Here is a 17,208-nt window from a genome sequence, read left to right as displayed (position 1 = left end):
CTGGCTCCTGACCCCGGCGATTTTAATGCTTCATTTAGCCAGGAGCTATTGTCTTTATTAACCTAATTGAATGGGTCCTGTTCGATTTGAAGGAGTGTTATGCCGGTAGAAGGCTGGTATATGCATCATGTAAGCTGGCTATATTCCTGGCGTCGATTACTGCTTCACTCCACTCCTTCTGAAAACCAGGAGAAGAATGCACAGCAGCAATAGCCCATTCGCCAACTGTTTCTGCGTTTGTTAGGGAATGGCCTCACCAGCGCATCGAACCAAATAAGCAGACCATTTTCCTAGCGGCTAAACGTCCATATCCTAACTAAACGGACCTACTGATGGCTTTAGACGGGGATGGCAGGGTTTACCCGCCAGATTCAATCAACTCCGTTAAACCTATGAGAACCCAGCAACATCACTATGCCCTCATCACCGGGGCTACCAGTGGAATTGGTTACGAACTGGCCAAATTGTTTGCCAACGATCAATATAATCTGGTGATAGTGGCCCGCAGCCAGAGCGAACTCGACCAAACAGCCACCGAACTAAGCCAACAGTATGGTATAGAAGTCATTCCAATTGCCAAAGACCTGTTCAAACGTGAAGCACCGTTTGAGGTTTATCAGGAAATCAAAGCACGAGGTATTCAAATTGATGCCCTGGTCAACGATGCCGGGCAGGGCCAGTATGGCGAGTTTGTTGATACCGATCTAAACCGTGAACTCGATATTATTCAACTCAATATTGGCGCCTATGTAGCCTTTACGAAGTTCTATTTGCAGGAGATGGTAGCCCGTAACGACGGTAAAATTCTGAACGTTGCCTCTATTGCCAGTAAATTACCCGGCCCATTACAGTCGGTTTATCATGCGACCAAGGCCTTTGTGCTTTCATTTACTGAAGCCATCCGCAATGAGGTTAAAGAGACAAACGTGATCATTACGGCCCTTCTGCCCGGCCCAACCGATACAGATTTTTTCCGCAAGGCAGAGATGGAAAATGCGAAAATTGTGAAGGAAGGTAGCCTGGACGATCCGGCAAAAGTGGCTAAAGATGGCTATGAAGCGTTGCTGGCTAATGAAGAGAAAGTAGTGTCGGGTTTTAAAAACAAGGTGCAGGTAGCTGCCAGCAATATCATACCCGATAGTATGATTACCGAAAATCTGCATAAGCAGTCGGAACCGAGCGATAAACCCTAAACTCGCCTGGTACTTTTGAGGGCTGGTCGCTTCGTTAGGAATGATCAAAAATCATCCGCCAGCCTTCACTGGTTTTTGCCCAGACTGTCGTAAACCAGCCTGTCCGGTCGGGTTTAGCCCCTCCGGTGAGTACATATTGTCCGGTCACCAGGGCATTGTCCTTACCCAGCAACTTTACGTTGACATGTTCGTACCGAAGTTGCTGCAACGGTCTACCTGTTTTCCAAAATCCGTTACGCATGGTATTTTCAATTACCTCTACCCCTCCTCGTGGGCCATTCGGCCCCATTTCCTGCGCATCGGGCGTGTAGGCCCCCAGATATTGCTGCAAATTTCCCCGGTTCCAGCCTGCTGAGGTGGAGTCTAATGCCTGACGGATTTGCTCTTCGGCCGATGGTTTAGGTTTGGCATAACTTACGACACTAAGTAACATACCAGCGGCTATCGTACAAATAAAAAAGGACTTCATGGTCGTCATTCGTTTATAGATTTCTGGAGTTTGCCCTCACCCGAAGGCTAACCCTACTATTGGGTTGAGGGCTTACCTTTCTCGACGACCATTAATGATGCGAAACATGTCACGGTCGCCGAACTACTTGCTATAGTACATTCAAAAAACTTCCTCCTGCACCTCACGCTCAGCCCGATGTTTTCGGGCGTATTCGGAGGGCGAAAGACCATGCACTTGCTGAAATGATTTTCGGAAGTATTTCACATCTTCCAGCCCCACCAGTACACACACTTCCGATATACGAAGCTGGCTGGAGGTAAGCAGTTGGGCCGCTCGTTTCATACGAACATCGTTGATAAACTCCACCACCGACTGCCCGGTAATGCTTTTAATCCGTCGGTAAAAAACCGATCGGCTCATGGCCATTTCTTTTACCAGTTCCAACACAGAAAACTCAGGTTCGGTCAGGTTCTTCTCCACAATGTTCATAGCCGTTTCCAGGAATACCTTGTCGGCATCGGGGATCAGTACTTCCGTTGGCTCCAACAGTATTTTCTGCTGATAATACTGGCGCAGTTTCAACCGATTATGCACCAGCGTGTTTACTTTGGCAATGAGCAAATCGGGGTTGAAGGGCTTGCTGATGTATTCGTCAGCACCGGTTTCCAGCCCTTCAATCTCATGTACAACAGCCACACGAGCCGTGAGCAGCACCACCGGAATGTGTAGCGTTTTGGGATGTTGTTTTATTTTTTTACAAAGATCCAGCCCATCACTGCGCGGCATCATGATGTCGCTAATGATCACATCCGGCATGAGCTGTAATGCCTGCTCCCAGCCATCAATGCCATCGACAGCCGTAAATACCTCAAATTTGGCCGCAAACAGATGGTTGATGTACTGCCTGACATCGCTATTGTCTTCTACAACCAGCAAACGCAATGTAGCGGGCGTAAGGTCAGTCAGTGTCGTTGCTGTAATATCGTCAATAAACGGTTCATGATGGACCGGCAAGGCAGAACCTGGTGTATCCAGGGCTAAATCGGAGGTCGCCAGATGATCTTTGCCAAGCGGTAGTCGGATGATAAATGTAGTACCTTCGCCTACCCGACTGCTCAGTTCAACCTCCCCCCCGTGCCGCTCAATAAACTGTTTCACCAGCGACAAGCCAATGCCCGTTCCTACTACGCGCATATTGGCGGTGTGTGACGCCTGATAATACAGGTCAAAAATGCGACTAAGCTCTTCGGGTTTGATACCCACCCCTTCATCGCGAACGGTAATCTCAAGGTAGTTGGCCAGCAGTTTTTGCTGCTGAAAACGAGCAGGTTGATCTGCACTGCCAACCACTCGAATGCTTAAATGTACACCACGGCCCGCCGACGTATATTTTAAAGCGTTCGACAGCACATTGATTACCGCTACTTCGAGTTTACTCCGGTCAAAATAAAGCATGACCGGCTCTGGAAGGGTATCGATGGTATATCGAATCTGTTGTTCTTCGGCTTTGAGCTTAAACATCAGGAAGAGTTCTACCAGAAACGACACACCATCGCTTTTGACGGCCTGCAATGGAATATGCTGTGATTCCATTTTGCGAAAATCCAGCAATTGATTGATCAGTGACAACAGTCGGCGGGTTTGCTGATGCACCAGCAGCACTTTATCTTTCATGCCGTTGAATTTCCAGGCCGATGCCGCCAATTCTTCCATCGGGCCCAGAATGAGCGTTAAGGGCGTACGCAGTTCGTGTGATACATTGGTAAAAAATTCCAGTTTCAGATCGCTGAGTTCTTTTTCTTTTTCGTACTGGAAATGCTCGAAGGCGATTTTGTTTTTCAACGCCTGCTGCTGAAGCAGAACACGTCGGGCCAGCAACAACGCTCCGCCGATCAGTAGTGTGTATAACGAATACGCCCACCATGTTCTCCACCAGGGGGGCAGGATGGTCAATCGTAACGTGGCTGGCTGATGGGTCCATTGGCCTTCTCCATTTTCAGCCTTCACCTGAAACGTATAGTTCCCGGCAGGCAGGTTGGCAAAGCTGGCGGTTCGCTGGCCTGGAGCCAGTTGAATCCAGTTGTCGTTGTAGCCAAGCAGTTGATAGGCATAGCGGTGTTTTTTCGGATTGGCAAAGTTTAACCCAACGAACGAAATGGAGAAATCATTTTCGGCCGCTTTTATACGAAGGGTCTGCGCTTTGTTCAACGGTTTCTGAATCAGGACACGATTATTTACGGCCTGCCCTACACCTATCGGTTGATTAGCAATGGACAAGCTCGTAATTCGTACGAAAGGCGGGTACGGGTTCGCCTGAATAGCCCGAGGTTGTAAGTAAGTAATCCCGTTGATCCCGCCAAAATACAGCGTCTCATCCTTGGCCCGGCAGGCCGCGCCTACTTTGAACGAGTTACTCTGTACACCATCAACAACATTATACCGGATAACCTGATGTGTTACTGGATTTATCCGAATCAGCCCCTCACTGCCTAACCACAGATTACCCTGATTATCTTCTAGAATACTCTCTACATCGCTATCGGGCAACCAGGCTGTACAGGACCGAATTTCTTCCTGACCTGTTTTGGTTCGCACAATCTGATGGAGTCCACCACCGATAGTTCCTACCCAGACCGTCCCTTGACGATCTTTGAGCAAAGGCCAGGCATAATTGACCCGTAAGCTCGTCGGATTCCGGGTATCATGCTTGAACTGGCGAAGTAATTCCAGACGGTCGGGCAGTACCCGTAGTTTAAGCACACCCGCATCCCGGGTACTGGCCCAAAGTACGTTTTCGTCTTTATCGTACAGCAAAAAGGTAAACCGATCGGAAGGGAGTTGACTATTCCGGGTCGTATATCTGGCTAACACCTGACCATCGCGGCTCATACGGGTAAGCCCATAATCAAAGGAAGCCAACCAGAGTGTACCGAACTTATCTTCGGTAATACTTTCGACAAAGTGAAACAATCCATCGTGATGCGGGTAAGTTTTAACGATTTCCCGCCCACCCTGTCGTCGGATCGAAATCAGCCCATCGTACCTAGCGCTGAACCAAAGTGTACCATTTGAATCCTGAAAAATACAGGACACATCCATACCGGTTACATTACCAGGCAACTGCCGATCAAAATAATTACGGTACTTATTGGTCTTAAGGTCGTAGCTGGAAATGCCATTGCGGGTAGTGATCCAAAGCAGGCCTTTGTCATTTTCCTTATAAAGGGCATTGATATAATTATTCGCCAGCGTAGGATACTCGCTGAACTTTCGACTCAGGTGGCCGAAGGGTTTTTGCCGAAGGTCAATCTTATTTAATCCGCCTGCCGATGCGGCCAGCCAAAGCACCTGAAACCGGTCTTCAAAAATACAATGCACCCGCCCCGAATTGATACTATTCGGGTCCGCATCCATTGGTAAGTAGGTTGTCATTTTATCCGTAATCACAGGCGGATGGCCAGCGGACAATTCAACCGGAAGCATAGAAAGGCCAAAGTCGGTACCCACCCACAAACGCCCGAACGAATCCTTATGCAGGCAACCAATACTCTGAAAAGTTTGTGGTAGTACATAGGGTTTTGTCAGGTGACTGGTCCGTAAGCTATCGCCTGGCACCCACAACACATGGGTATCTGTACCAATCCACATACCATCGGCATGATCGAGGGCCAGGGCCAGAATATGCCTATCAGAAAAAGGGTTTGTCAGCGTAGCCCTGGCTCCTGGCTGAAGGCTATTAGCAACAAAAAGGCCATCGTTGTAGGTAGCAATCCAGACATGCCCTGCCTGATCAATTGTCAGATCTGTTATCTCGCTAGGTTGCGACCCGATAGTACCCAAGGCTACCTGGCTAATCCCTTGTACCTGTCCATACTCACTCGACTTGACTATAAACAGGCCATGCCGTTTCGTACCAACCCAGATGCTCCCTTGCCGGTCAGAAATTAGCGCCGTTATCTCCGATTCAGTTAGTCTATGCAGCAGTTGCCGACTGGCCAGTGGCAACCGATTGGCCTGCAGGCGTACGAACCGATCCTGATTCGGATTGTACACATTGAGCCCTCCCCCTTCGGTGCCTGCCCATAGTATTCCCTGTGCGCTTACGTGCAGCGTTCGAACCCGATTGTTCGACAAGCCATTCTCATTATCGATGGGCAACAAATAGTGCTTTATTTCGTAGCCATCGTAGCGATTTATGCCCTTGTTGGTAGCAATCCAGATAAAGCCCTGCTGGTCCTGCACAACTGCCATGGCGTCGCTATGCGATAAGCCTTCATTGACGGTTATGTGTTCAAAGCGAAACGGGCTTGGGTCTGTTTGGGCACAGACTAACAAACAGCCGGAGAAGTTTATAAAAGAGGTAATTAGGATAAAGTAGAGTCCTTTCATAATCAGTAGGAAAATAGCTGACTGAGGGATAATACCTAACTATTAACAGATATAACCAGTTCGTGCAACCAGCATACGTTTGCACACAAGGTTTGATCAATAAATTGAAAAATACTAATTTTTATAAAATAAATTATTGGATTACGAAAGTTGCATATGTTACTGAAAGTCTAATTCTTTTTCAAAAAAGACGAGTACACGAACAATTTACCCCCCTATTTTGAACAATTTACCCCCTTCGAATTGTGTTTTACCAACATATTTTTGCAATACTATCCATTGGCCATCAAAATGAGCTTAGCTGAGTTGAATTTGACCCAGCTACTAGCTACTCCTTAGCATCAAGCTACATAATACGTACAACAGTGCACTAGTTACACTAATCTACATTCATCAATACCTATAACAATCGTTGACAATCAGGGCAATTCTGCCTAGTCGTATGCCTGATTGATAAACAAATCGCCGTCTTTCTATCCCCTATATTAACCTATTTTTTATTATCCATTTTTTTAATTAATGTTTATGCAAAAACCATGTACACGCCAGAAGGTCTTCTCATTACGAAGGAGTACCTTCCAAACGAACGCGGCACTGACCCTACCTCCTGCGTTTCGTTCTTTGCTTCTGTTTTGTATGCTTTTATCGACCGCAGCCTTTGCCCAGACTAAGGTTACCGGGAAGGTTACTGATGCACAGGGGTTGGCTTTGCCAGGGGTAAGTATTGTGGTAAAAGGAACAACGACCGGTACTGTTTCATCGGCCGACGGCGCTTATTCGTTAAATGCACCCAGCAGAACATCAACGCTGGTATTCTCCTACATTGGGTTTATTAGTCAGGAAATCGCCCTTAACAATCGGAGCGAAATCAATATCTCGATGGCTTCAGACGACAAGATGTTGAATGAAGTCGTTGTGGTAGGGTACGGCGAACAAAAGAAAGAAACCGTAACCGGTGCTGTGGCTACAGTAAAAGGAACGGATCTAGTCAAATCGCCAGCCGTTAACATGACCAACTCGATTGCCGGACGGATGCCGGGCGTTATTGCCACCAACGCCAGTGGCGAACCGGGCTATGACGGCTCAACCATTCGAATTCGAGGCTCAAACACGTTGGGTAACAACGATGCCTTAATCGTTATCGACGGGGTGCCAGCCCGGGCCGGCGGTATTGACCGACTGAACCCAGCCGACATCGAGAGTATCTCCGTTCTGAAAGATGCGTCAGCCGCTATTTACGGTTCACGGGCTGCCAACGGGGTTATTCTGGTAACGACCAAGCGTGGAAAAACCGGTAAACCCGAACTATCCTACAATTTTAACCAGGGATGGGCACAACCCACGGTGATCCCTAAGATGGCGTCGGCGGCTGAGTATGCCCAGTTGAACAACGAGATCAACCTGTACAACCTGCCCGCGCAGTATTGGAAAGATGCCAATACCGCTTTTAATACAACGGGTAGCTTTACTCGCCCCGACAATGGTGCCATTGCCAAGGCGGCTTATACGCCCGATGAAATCAAGAAGTTTCAGGATGGCTCGGACCCCTGGAAGTACCCTAATACCGACTGGTTTGGCGCTGCCTTGAAAAACTGGTCACCCCAATCGCGACATACGTTGCAGTTGACTGGGGGTGGCGAAAACATCAAGTACCTCGCATCGGCCAACTACCAGAATCAGGACGGTTACTACAAAAACTCGGCAACGGGCTACAAGCAGTACGACTTCCGGTTGAATCTGGACGCCAAGATCAGCAAACACATCAGCACGGTGATTGGCGTGGTGGGTCGTCAGGAAAACCGCTTTTTCCCAACCGTTGGTGCGGGCGCTATCTTCCGGATGCTGATGCGCGGCTATCCAAACAAGCCAGCTTACTGGCCAAATGGCTTGCCTGCTCCCGACATCGAGAATGGCCAACAGCCCGTTCTGGTTACGAGCAATGCAACTGGCTACGATAAGGATACTCGCTACTACCTGCAAAGCAATGCCAGCGTAAACATCACCAACCCCTGGATTCCAGGTCTGAAATTCAGCGGTAGCGTAGCCTTCGACAAATACCTACAGGAAGGTAAAACCTGGCAAACGCCCTGGTATGTCTATAGCTGGGATTACACCTCGTACGATGCCAACAAGCAGCCAATCCTGCAAAAGGTAGCTAAAGGCCCTGCTCAGGCAACCCTAAACCAGTATACCAACGACCAGTTTAACTCGCTGCTGTCGGGTATTCTGTCGTACGATCATACCTTTGGCGGTAACCATGCTATCACCCTGCTGGCCGGTATCACCAAAGAACAATCGAACTCCAATGGGTTCTCGGCTTACCGGAAGTATTTTGCCTCGACAGCTATCGACCAATTGTTTGCCGGTGGTAGCGCTGAGAAAAACAGCAATACGACCGCAGCCTGGGAACGTGCCCGAATGAGCTACTTCGGTCGGGCGGCTTACAACTACAAAGAAAAGTACCTGGCCGAATTCCTGTGGCGGTACGATGGCTCGTATATGTTCCCTTCCAACAGCCGTTGGGGATTTTTCCCCGGGGTATCGGCTGGCTGGCGGATCTCGGAAGAGAATTTCTTCAAGAAGAGCTTATCGGCCATCAGCTCCCTCAAACTGCGGGCATCGTGGGGTCAGTTGGGTAACGACCAGGTGTATTTCAACAACGCCCTGCGTGAGTACGACTACCTCCCAACCTACGCCTATGGTGATGTCGTGAACTCCAACTGGGGTTATGTAGTCGGCAATCAGGTAGCGCAGACGCTGTATGAAAACGGCGTACCGAACACTACGCTGACCTGGGAAGTAGCCAACAACACCGACATCGGTCTGGAAGGATCGGCCCTGAACGGTAAAATTTTCTTCGAGTTCGACGTATTCATGAACAAACGGTCGAACATCCTGTGGCGGAAAAGTGCTTCGATCCCGCAAACAACAGGCGCTACTTTACCGGCTACCAACATCGGTAAGGTTACCAACCGGGGATATGAGTTCCGGGTAGGCTACAACGGTCAGGCTGGCGAAGTGAAATATTCGGTGAGTGTAAACGGTGGTTATGCCAAAAACGAAATCACGTTCTGGGACGAAACCCCAGGTGCTCCTGAATGGCAACGTTCGACCGGCAAGCCCATTCCGAGCAACGTGAACGATCCGAACCAGGCCAACGGTACACTGCTGTATCAGTACGACGGTATTTTCACAACTCAGGCCGACATCGATGCTAACAAGCTTGACTACAGTGGTGTAGGCGCCAGCGTACTGCGTCCGGGCGATATGAAGCTGAAAGACATCAACGGTGACGGTAAGATCAATGGCGACGACCGCGTTCGGGCCGACCGCAACAACCAGCCTCGCTTCCAGGGCGGTTTTTCAGGTAATCTGCGTTGGAAAAACTTCGACTTCAGCGTTCTGTTACAGGCTTCGACAGGTGGACAGATCTTCCTGCAAACCGAATCAGGTACGATTGGTAACTTCCTGAAATGGAGCTACGATCACCGCTGGACAGTCGATAACCCAAGCACGACCGACCCTCGCATTGTTGACCGTAGCAACCAGTACTTCTCCAACGGAACCAGCTACTGGCTCAAGAGCACCGACTATGTTCGTCTGAAAAACGTTGAATTGGGCTATACGCTTCCAGCTGCAATTGCCAGCAAAGTTGGTTTGAGCAACCTGCGGGTATATGTAAATGGGCTGAACCTGGCTACTTACTCGCCATCGATGAAAGGTCTGTTCGATCCTGAATCAACCAGTGGTAGTGCCCAATACTATCCGCAAGCCCGGATCATCAACACCGGTTTGTCTGTCAGTTTCTAAACGAATTTCAACCACATTATGAACTATATCATTAAATGCCTGTCTTTCTGCCTGCTATTAGGCGTTACGCTGGTAGCCTGCAATCAGGATTTCCTCAATACAAAGCCACTCGATAAGGTATCGGGTGACGCGGTCTGGTCCGACCAGGCTCTTGCCGAAGCGTTTGTTACCGACGTATACAACGGCCTGCGCGATGGCATTCTGGATCAGATGAGTTTCGACTGCCAGACCGATAATGCCCTGTACAGCTTCGGAAAGCAGGACGTCAACGAAGCCAACGTAAGCCCTTCCAATCTGGGAACGATAAAATCGACGATGGAATGGAGTGCCATGTATCAGCGGATCCGGGCAGCCAACATCGCACTGGCCAATCTGGCTAAGCCAAAGTTCGAGAACACCAATGGAATTGCCGACCGGATGAAGGGTGAAATGTACTTCCTGCGTGGCTATTTCTACAATCAGCTTCTGCGGTATTACGGCGGTGTACCCCTTATAAAAAGTGCGTACACCTTGAATGAAGCCGATTTTGGCATCGCCCGTAATACCTACGAAGAGTGCGTTAACTCGATTGTTAGCGACCTGGATTCAGCGGCTATCCTGCTGAAAGGCAAAACGCTGGCTGCCGGACGTGCTACCCAGGGCGCTGCGATGTCGCTGAAAGCTCGTGTTCTGCTCTACGCTGCCAGCGACCTGCATGATATTCCAACCGCCAAAGCAAAATCGTCGGTCATTGCCAGCTTCGATAAACCTGAGCTGCTTGGCTATGTCAGTGGCGACCGCGCGGCCCGTTGGCAGAAAGCTAAAGATGCCGCCAAAGCTGTAATTGACCTCAATCTGTACGGCTACAAACTGAATCTGGCCGCTCCCGTTGCGGCTGCTGAAGGCCAGCAGAACTACATCAACATGTATCTGTCGCGTAATGGTGGTGAAGCTGATGGTATTTTCCTGAAATATTACATCCGCGCTTCGTTCGACGACTGGGGTTCCTGGTATCCACGCAACAACATGCCAAACGGCTATCATGGCTGGACATCCAGCGAGCCAACTCAGCAACTGGTCGACAGCTACGAAATGATGGATGGTACTAAATTCGACTGGAAAAACGCAACCCATGCTGCCGCGCCTTACGAAAACCGCGACCCACGTTTCTATGCATCGATTCTGTATGATGGAGCCCAGTGGAAACCGCGTACACCCGATGGAGCTGGTATTGATCCAGCCGGTCAAATCCAGATGGGCTTCTACGAAGTCGGAACGGGCGGTGGCACCACTACCCCTTATGCTGGCCTGGACACGCGCAACAGCACCATCGAAAACTGGAATGGTACCTGGACAGGTTACGCGATCCGCAAGTTCATGGACCCCGATCCAACCCTGGTCGACATGAGTATCCGTCAGGAAGTTCCATCGATTCAGATTCGTTTCACGGAAGTTGTTCTCAACTATGCTGAGGCTTGTATGGCACTTGGTCAGGAAGAAGAAGCTAAAGCCTGGATCAACCGGGTGCGATTCCGGGTCGGTATGCCTGCCATCACCGAAACAGGTGCAGCGCTGGTAGCCCGTTATCAGAACGAACGAAATATCGAAATGCTCTTCGAAGACCAGCGTTTCTATGATGTTCGCCGTTGGATGATCGCACCAACCGTTTTGGGCAGTCAGGCTAAAATCATCGTTATTACCGGAAAACTGAAGTCAGGCAAAACTGTTTCGACGTATAAGTACAATAAAGACAATTACAATTATACGTACAGTGTTCAGGATCTGGGAACAGGTAAGGAAAACCGGAAATGGGCCGATAAGATCTACTTCCTGCCGATCAGCCGCGATGAAATCAACCGGAACAATAAACTAGTCCAAAATCCGGGGTATAATTAATTGAGTGATTGAGTGAATTAGCGATTGAGTGAAAACATGCCTCAGCCTTTCACTCAATCGCTAATTCACTCAATCACTATTCTTCTGACTATTCCTATAAAAACGGCTGCGCAAGTCCAGATGAAAAAAGCCAGCGCTCATGAGTGCTGGCTTTTTTCGTTTTACTTTGGGGTAACGGTTGTCAAGTATGCTCAGGTATTGTAAGTGGTCAGGCATAGGTGAACGTTAGAAAACTATCTCTGACAATACCTGACCACCACTTGACCACGCCTGACTACTCTTGACCACCTTTGACTAGGCCTGACCATTCCTAAATTTCATTTCGTGAAAACCGTTATTTCTTTAGGATTCCTGCTGGGAATCTTCTGCCTGACAAGTTGCCGGCAATCGGATTCGACCGACACCGCTACGGATGGCTCACCACTCTTCACTTCGCTTACGCCCGAGCAAACGGGGGTCACCTTTGCCAATACCCTGACTGAAGGACTTAACACCAACGTGTTGATGTATGAGTACTTCTACAATGGTGGCGGAGTAGCTGTAGGCGACCTGAATGGTGATGGTCTGGAGGATCTATATTTCAGCGGAAATATGGTCCCCAATCAGCTATACCTGAATAAAGGGCAGATGAAGTTTACGGATGTTACAGCAACCGCCGGAGTGGCCGGACGCGAAGGTCCCTGGCGAACGGGCGTGTCGATGGCCGATGTCAATGGCGATGGTCGACTCGACTTATTCGTTTGCTATTCGGGCAGTTTACCTCCGCACAAGCGAATCCCGCAGCTCTTCATCAATGAAGGAGCTGATGCCCAGGGAGTTCCGCATTTTTCTGAACAAACCGCACAATGGGGCCTCGACCGACCCGGCCAGACGACGCAGGGGACCTTTTTCGACTACGACCGCGATGGCGACCTGGATTTGTTTCTACTGAATCACAACCCTCGTCTGCTGCCCGTTCTTGACCCTGGTCCTACGGCAGCTCTGCTAAAACAAACTAATCCCGAAATCGGCGTTCGATTACTACGCAATACAGGCAATCATTTTGAAGACGTGACTGAGCAGGCCGGTTTGAGCAGTTCAGTGCTAAGCTATGGCCTGGGCCTGGGCGTGTCGGACCTGAACGGCGACGGCTGGCCTGATTTCTACATCTCCAACGACTACACCATTCCCGATTACCTCTACCTTAACAACCACGACGGGACGTTTACCAACCAACTCAATACCAGCATCAGGCACACGTCCCATTTCTCGATGGGCAACGATGTAGCCGACGTAAATAACGACGCCTTACCCGATATTCTGACCCTCGACATGTTGCCGGAAGACAACCGTCGGCAAAAACTGCTGATGGCGCCCGACAACTACGAAAAATTTGACCTGGCCGTATCCTCCGGTTTTTATTACCAGCACATGCGGAATATGCTGCAGTTGAACTTGGGCAGGGAGCAGGGAGCAGGGAGCGATAAAAAAAACTCGAACTCTTCGCGCCATGCACCAAGCGCCCCGCCACTTTTCGCCGAAACTGGCCAACTGGCGGGTATTTCGAATACGGACTGGAGCTGGTCTCCCCTACTGGCCGATTATGACAACGACGGATGGAAAGACCTGTATGTAACAAACGGGTATGTCCGTGACTATACGAATCAGGATTTCCTGAAGTTCATGACCGATTACATGCGCAACCGCCCGGCCAACTTCAGCCGTGAAGATGTGCTGGAACTGGTCCACAAGATTCCATCCTCGAACGTACCGAACTACATGTTCCGCAACCGGGGTGGTGATGAGTCGGGCGAGGTAACCTTTGCCAATGTAGGAGCCGCCTGGGGACTTACCCAAACCTCAAACAGCACCGGAGCCGCCTACGCTGACCTCGACAATGATGGCGACCTCGACCTGGTTGTTAACAATACCAATCAACCGGCATTCATTTTTCAGAACGAAACCAATGCCGAACGAAAACACCATTACCTATCGATCAAGCTTGTTGGTCAGGGAGCCAATACGCAGGGGGTTGGTGCTAAAGTGACCGTCTACCAGGCTGGCCGTCAGCAATATGTGGAACAGATGCCTATACGGGGTTATCAGTCCAGCATGTCGCCCCGACTGCATGTAGGGTTAGGAACCAATGCCGCCATCGATTCCCTTCGAATTGTCTGGCCAACAGGCAAAAGCCAGGTTCTCAAAGGGGTAAAAGCCGATCAAATTCTGACCATTCAGGAAAAAGATGCCGGGTCTACCTTACCTGTCAATCAGCCTACGCCCCCGCTTTTTCAGGAGAGCACTTCACCCATTCAATTCACGGATGCGATCAACCGAACGAATGATTTCAAACGGCAGATTTTACTGGTCAATGCGCAGTCGTTCAATGGCCCCTGCATGACCAAAGCCGACGTGAATGGCGATGGCCTTGAGGATGTATTTATTGGTGGCAGTGGCGATCAGGCTGGGGCTTTATTTATTCAGCAGGCTGGCAATACATTCCGCCAGGCAGCCCAACCTGCTTTTACTACCGATAAAGGCGGCATGGATACCGACGCCATTTTCTTCGATGCCAACGCCGACGGACACCCTGATCTGTATGTGTGCCGGGGTGGCTATGGTGATTTGCTACCCGACGATGCCCGACTACAGGATCGACTCTACCTGAACAATGGCAAAGGAACTTTCACTAAAAGCACAAACGCCCTGCCCCCTATGCTCACCAGCAAAAGCTGCGTGCGGGCCACCGACATCAATGGCGATGGCAAACCCGACCTGTTTGTGGGTGGGCGCGTTGTACCGGGCCGCTATCCCGAAGCGCCCCAAAGTTACCTGCTTATCAACGACGGCAAAGGTCATTTTACAGACCAAACGGCTCAACTGGCCCCCATGATCGCGCACATTGGTATGGTTACGGATGCAGCCTGGGTCGATCTGAATGCCGACCGAAAAGCTGAACTGGTGCTGGTAGGCGAATGGATGCCGATTACGGTGTTGAGTCAGACGGGTAATAAGTTTAGCGATCAGACCAAAACGTATTTCGACAAGGAGTATCGGGGCTGGTGGAACAAACTGCTGGTCGATGAACTCAATGGTGACGGCCGGGCCGATCTACTAGTCGGTAATCAGGGACTGAATACCCAATGCCGCGCCAGCGATACCGAGCCAGCCGAACTGATCTACAAAGACTTCGACAAAAACGGCAAAATCGATCCGATTTTGTGTTTGTATGTGCAGGGCAAAAGCTATCCCCACGCCACCCGCGACGAACTCCTCGACCAGCTTGGTATGCTGCGCTTTCGGTTTACCAATTACGATAGCTATTCCAACGCCACGCTGAACGAAGTATTTACCAAGGAGGAACTGGCCGACGCCCCTAAACTGATGGCCAACGAGCTGAAAACAAGTTGTTTTATCAGCACTTCGACTGGAAAACTGACCGAAAAACCGTTACCACTGGCCGCTCAGATCTCACCTGTTTTTACGATTACACCGCTTGATTATAATCAGGATGGTCATAAAGACCTGTTACTCTGTGGCAATACTTCACAGGTACGTCTGCGTTTCGGGCGTGCCGACGCCAATTACGGCCTGTTGCTGAAAGGTGATGGCAAAGGCGGTTTTTCGGCTATTCCACAGATGCAATCAGGCTTTCAATTGACGGGCGATGTTCGTTCGGTACTACCAATCGGCAATACACTACTGTTTGGTATGAACCAGCAGCCGGTGCGAGCGTATCAAGTAACTCAAAAATCAAAAAAATAGAGGTGTCCCACGCCACTTCATCGCGCTCTCGATTATTTGTTATCCTCCTGGTTCAATTTTACGACTAAAGTCTTAACAATAGAACTGATTATATGCAGGCGCTAACTTCCCGAAAGCGCTAAACTTTCGGGAAGCTGTTATCCGGCAATGATTGTACGTTTAATTTAGGTTAGGTTTGAAAACGGAAAGCAGGCTCTAATTAGGACCTGCTTTTTTTATTTCTCTATCCAGTAAAGGTGACAAAACTCCAGACGCTATTCCGCAAGCGTAATCTCAACGGCGCCAAGTCTGGCTCTATCGCCATACTTTTTGACGGCCTCTGCTGGCGGCAATTTGACCAGGTTATATTTCTTGTCTGAAAGTGGTATGATCTCATTTGGCTTCATGACAGTCCCGTTGACTACTAAATAGCTTAGTTGTTCTAAGAAAGAAAACTTGCCACTTCCAGTAAATTTTTGCGTGTTGAGACTAACGTTCACATGATTGCCTTTGAAGTAAAGCTGATTATTTCCTTCGGCCCAAAACAGTTCTGATGCATAAAACGTACCCTGCATTTTGGGAGAATCCAGTTTAGCAGCAGGACGTATCCGATCAAACAGCCCCACCGTTTCTCTGGCCGTATTTTCAACAATTGGCTGGTTAATTAACCCAATAGGCAATTGGGCGCTACGCAACTGGCTTGTCGAATCAAATGCCAGCGCCGTGCTGGTCAGTAGCAATGCTCCTACGGTGTTCACCTTTTTCATAGTTTCGCTAGTTTTCATTGGTTTACTAGCTATGATGGTATTTTTTGAAAGCGTGGCAGTCAATGGCGCTACAACTGTCAATTTTTTATTCGTATTCGCTGCTGGCTGTAATGCGGCTCTTGGTAGTTCAGCCGATTTTTCTACTATCGCAGGCCTTTGCCTGATCGGATACGCTGTAAAGTGGAACCACGAAACAAGGGTTACATTCAGCACAATGGCTAAGCCTGCTATGTCCGTTTTCATAAAGATTTCATGAAAAGAGAAAGCCGATTTGACCGATGACATGGGTATATTTAGAGCATTCATGCTATCGCTAATCAGTACTTGCTGAGGCTGTAATCCGAACTCGTTTAAATGGCTCCTGAACACCTGATCAATCCAACCGAACTGATCAGGAAGCCAAAGCAGCAATAACCACTTACGCATCTTGTGGTGACCCACTTTCTCAGTAAGAGTTTCCCGAAGCTTCTTTCGAGCCCTCGCCAAATGAGACTTCGAGGTTCCTTCACTGATGCCTAATTGGGCTCCAATTTGAGCATGAGTATAGCCATCAAATACATATAGATTAAACACCAGTCTATGATGCTGGGGCAAAAGGCAAATGGCCTCTAAAAGTTCAGTTTCAGAAAATGAACGTTCTGGATAATTGGCTTCCTCGGGCACCTCTACGGAACTGATCTCATAAGCAATGCCGACCTGATGGGCCTTCTGTTTTTTTTGTTCCCGCAAGTATTGCAAGGCAACATTGACAACAATACGTCTTAACCAGGCGTCGAAAGGACCCTTGTTTTCGAAGCTTGCCGATTTATCAATTGCGATCAGAAATGCATCATGGGCCAGGTCTTCGGCGATCTGCCGATCATACGTATATCGGTAGCAAAGACCAATCATTTTGGCAATGCTCTGTCTATAGGTTGCTTCCCAAAAACTATTGATTCCCTCCTTCATAAAGACAATGATGCTTTTTTTATCAAAGGGTGGCAGTTAATATAGCGCCAAT

The 17,208-nt window shown here is 49.1% G+C and carries 8 protein-coding genes; 5 read left to right on the top strand and 3 right to left on the bottom strand.

The annotated features are described in order from the left end of the window. The first annotated feature begins 392 nt into the window (after window positions 1-392). Window positions 393-1,193, top strand: a complete 801-nt coding sequence (locus ACYVFD_RS11055) for an SDR family NAD(P)-dependent oxidoreductase (RefSeq protein WP_461090077.1) — start codon at window positions 393-395, stop codon at window positions 1,191-1,193. A gap of 34 nt (window positions 1,194-1,227) precedes the next feature. On the opposite strand, the gene ACYVFD_RS11050 is transcribed toward ACYVFD_RS11055, so the two are convergent. Then, complete coding sequence (locus tag ACYVFD_RS11050; protein ID WP_461090076.1) at window positions 1,228-1,662, bottom strand: YybH family protein; 435 nt, start codon at window positions 1,660-1,662, stop codon at window positions 1,228-1,230. A 141-nt stretch (window positions 1,663-1,803) separates the two neighbouring features. Then, entirely contained in the window at window positions 1,804-6,033 is a 4,230-nt protein-coding gene (locus ACYVFD_RS11045; RefSeq protein ID WP_461090075.1) for a hybrid sensor histidine kinase/response regulator transcription factor, read from the bottom strand. Window positions 6,034-6,569: 536 nt separating this feature from the next. On the opposite strand from ACYVFD_RS11045, the gene ACYVFD_RS11040 reads away from it, so the two are divergent. From ACYVFD_RS11040 to ACYVFD_RS11025, 4 genes are all read left to right on the top strand, one after another. Continuing rightward, window positions 6,570-6,704: a hypothetical protein gene (locus tag ACYVFD_RS11040; RefSeq protein ID WP_461090074.1), complete on the top strand. Its 135-nt coding sequence runs from the start codon at window positions 6,570-6,572 to the stop codon at window positions 6,702-6,704. Further along, window positions 6,670-9,843 carry a SusC/RagA family TonB-linked outer membrane protein gene (locus ACYVFD_RS11035; protein WP_461090073.1) on the top strand — a complete coding sequence of 1,058 codons (3,174 nt, stop codon included), beginning with the start codon at window positions 6,670-6,672 and terminating at the stop codon, window positions 9,841-9,843. Before ACYVFD_RS11040 ends, ACYVFD_RS11035 begins: the two co-directional genes overlap by 35 nt. Before the next feature lie 18 nt (window positions 9,844-9,861). Continuing rightward, a complete protein-coding gene (locus tag ACYVFD_RS11030) occupies window positions 9,862-11,718 on the top strand; it encodes a RagB/SusD family nutrient uptake outer membrane protein (protein ID WP_461090071.1) in 1,857 nt (618 codons plus the stop codon). Window positions 11,719-12,042: 324 nt separating this feature from the next. Continuing rightward, window positions 12,043-15,462, top strand: a complete 3,420-nt coding sequence (locus ACYVFD_RS11025; protein ID WP_461090070.1) for a VCBS repeat-containing protein — start codon at window positions 12,043-12,045, stop codon at window positions 15,460-15,462. Between the two features lie 254 nt (window positions 15,463-15,716). Here ACYVFD_RS11025 and ACYVFD_RS11020 read toward each other — a convergent pair whose 3' ends face one another. Beyond that, on the bottom strand, window positions 15,717-17,156 hold the full coding sequence (locus ACYVFD_RS11020) for an RNA polymerase sigma factor (RefSeq protein ID WP_461090069.1): 1,440 nt from the start codon (window positions 17,154-17,156) through the stop codon (window positions 15,717-15,719). Window positions 17,157-17,208: the final 52 nt, after the last annotated feature.

This window comes from Spirosoma gilvum, assembly GCF_054776815.1.
This window is presented reverse-complemented; position numbering and strand designations above follow the sequence as displayed.

Coding starts and splice junctions, on each gene's coding strand:
- ACYVFD_RS11055 (WP_461090077.1), top strand. CDS start 393: ATGAGAACCCAGCAACATCACTATGCCCTCATCACCGGGGCTACCAGT.
- ACYVFD_RS11050 (WP_461090076.1), bottom strand. CDS start 1,662: ATGAAGTCCTTTTTTATTTGTACGATAGCCGCTGGTATGTTACTTAGT.
- ACYVFD_RS11045 (WP_461090075.1), bottom strand. CDS start 6,033: ATGAAAGGACTCTACTTTATCCTAATTACCTCTTTTATAAACTTCTCC.
- ACYVFD_RS11040 (WP_461090074.1), top strand. CDS start 6,570: ATGTACACGCCAGAAGGTCTTCTCATTACGAAGGAGTACCTTCCAAAC.
- ACYVFD_RS11035 (WP_461090073.1), top strand. CDS start 6,670: ATGCTTTTATCGACCGCAGCCTTTGCCCAGACTAAGGTTACCGGGAAG.
- ACYVFD_RS11030 (WP_461090071.1), top strand. CDS start 9,862: ATGAACTATATCATTAAATGCCTGTCTTTCTGCCTGCTATTAGGCGTT.
- ACYVFD_RS11020 (WP_461090069.1), bottom strand. CDS start 17,156: ATGAAGGAGGGAATCAATAGTTTTTGGGAAGCAACCTATAGACAGAGC.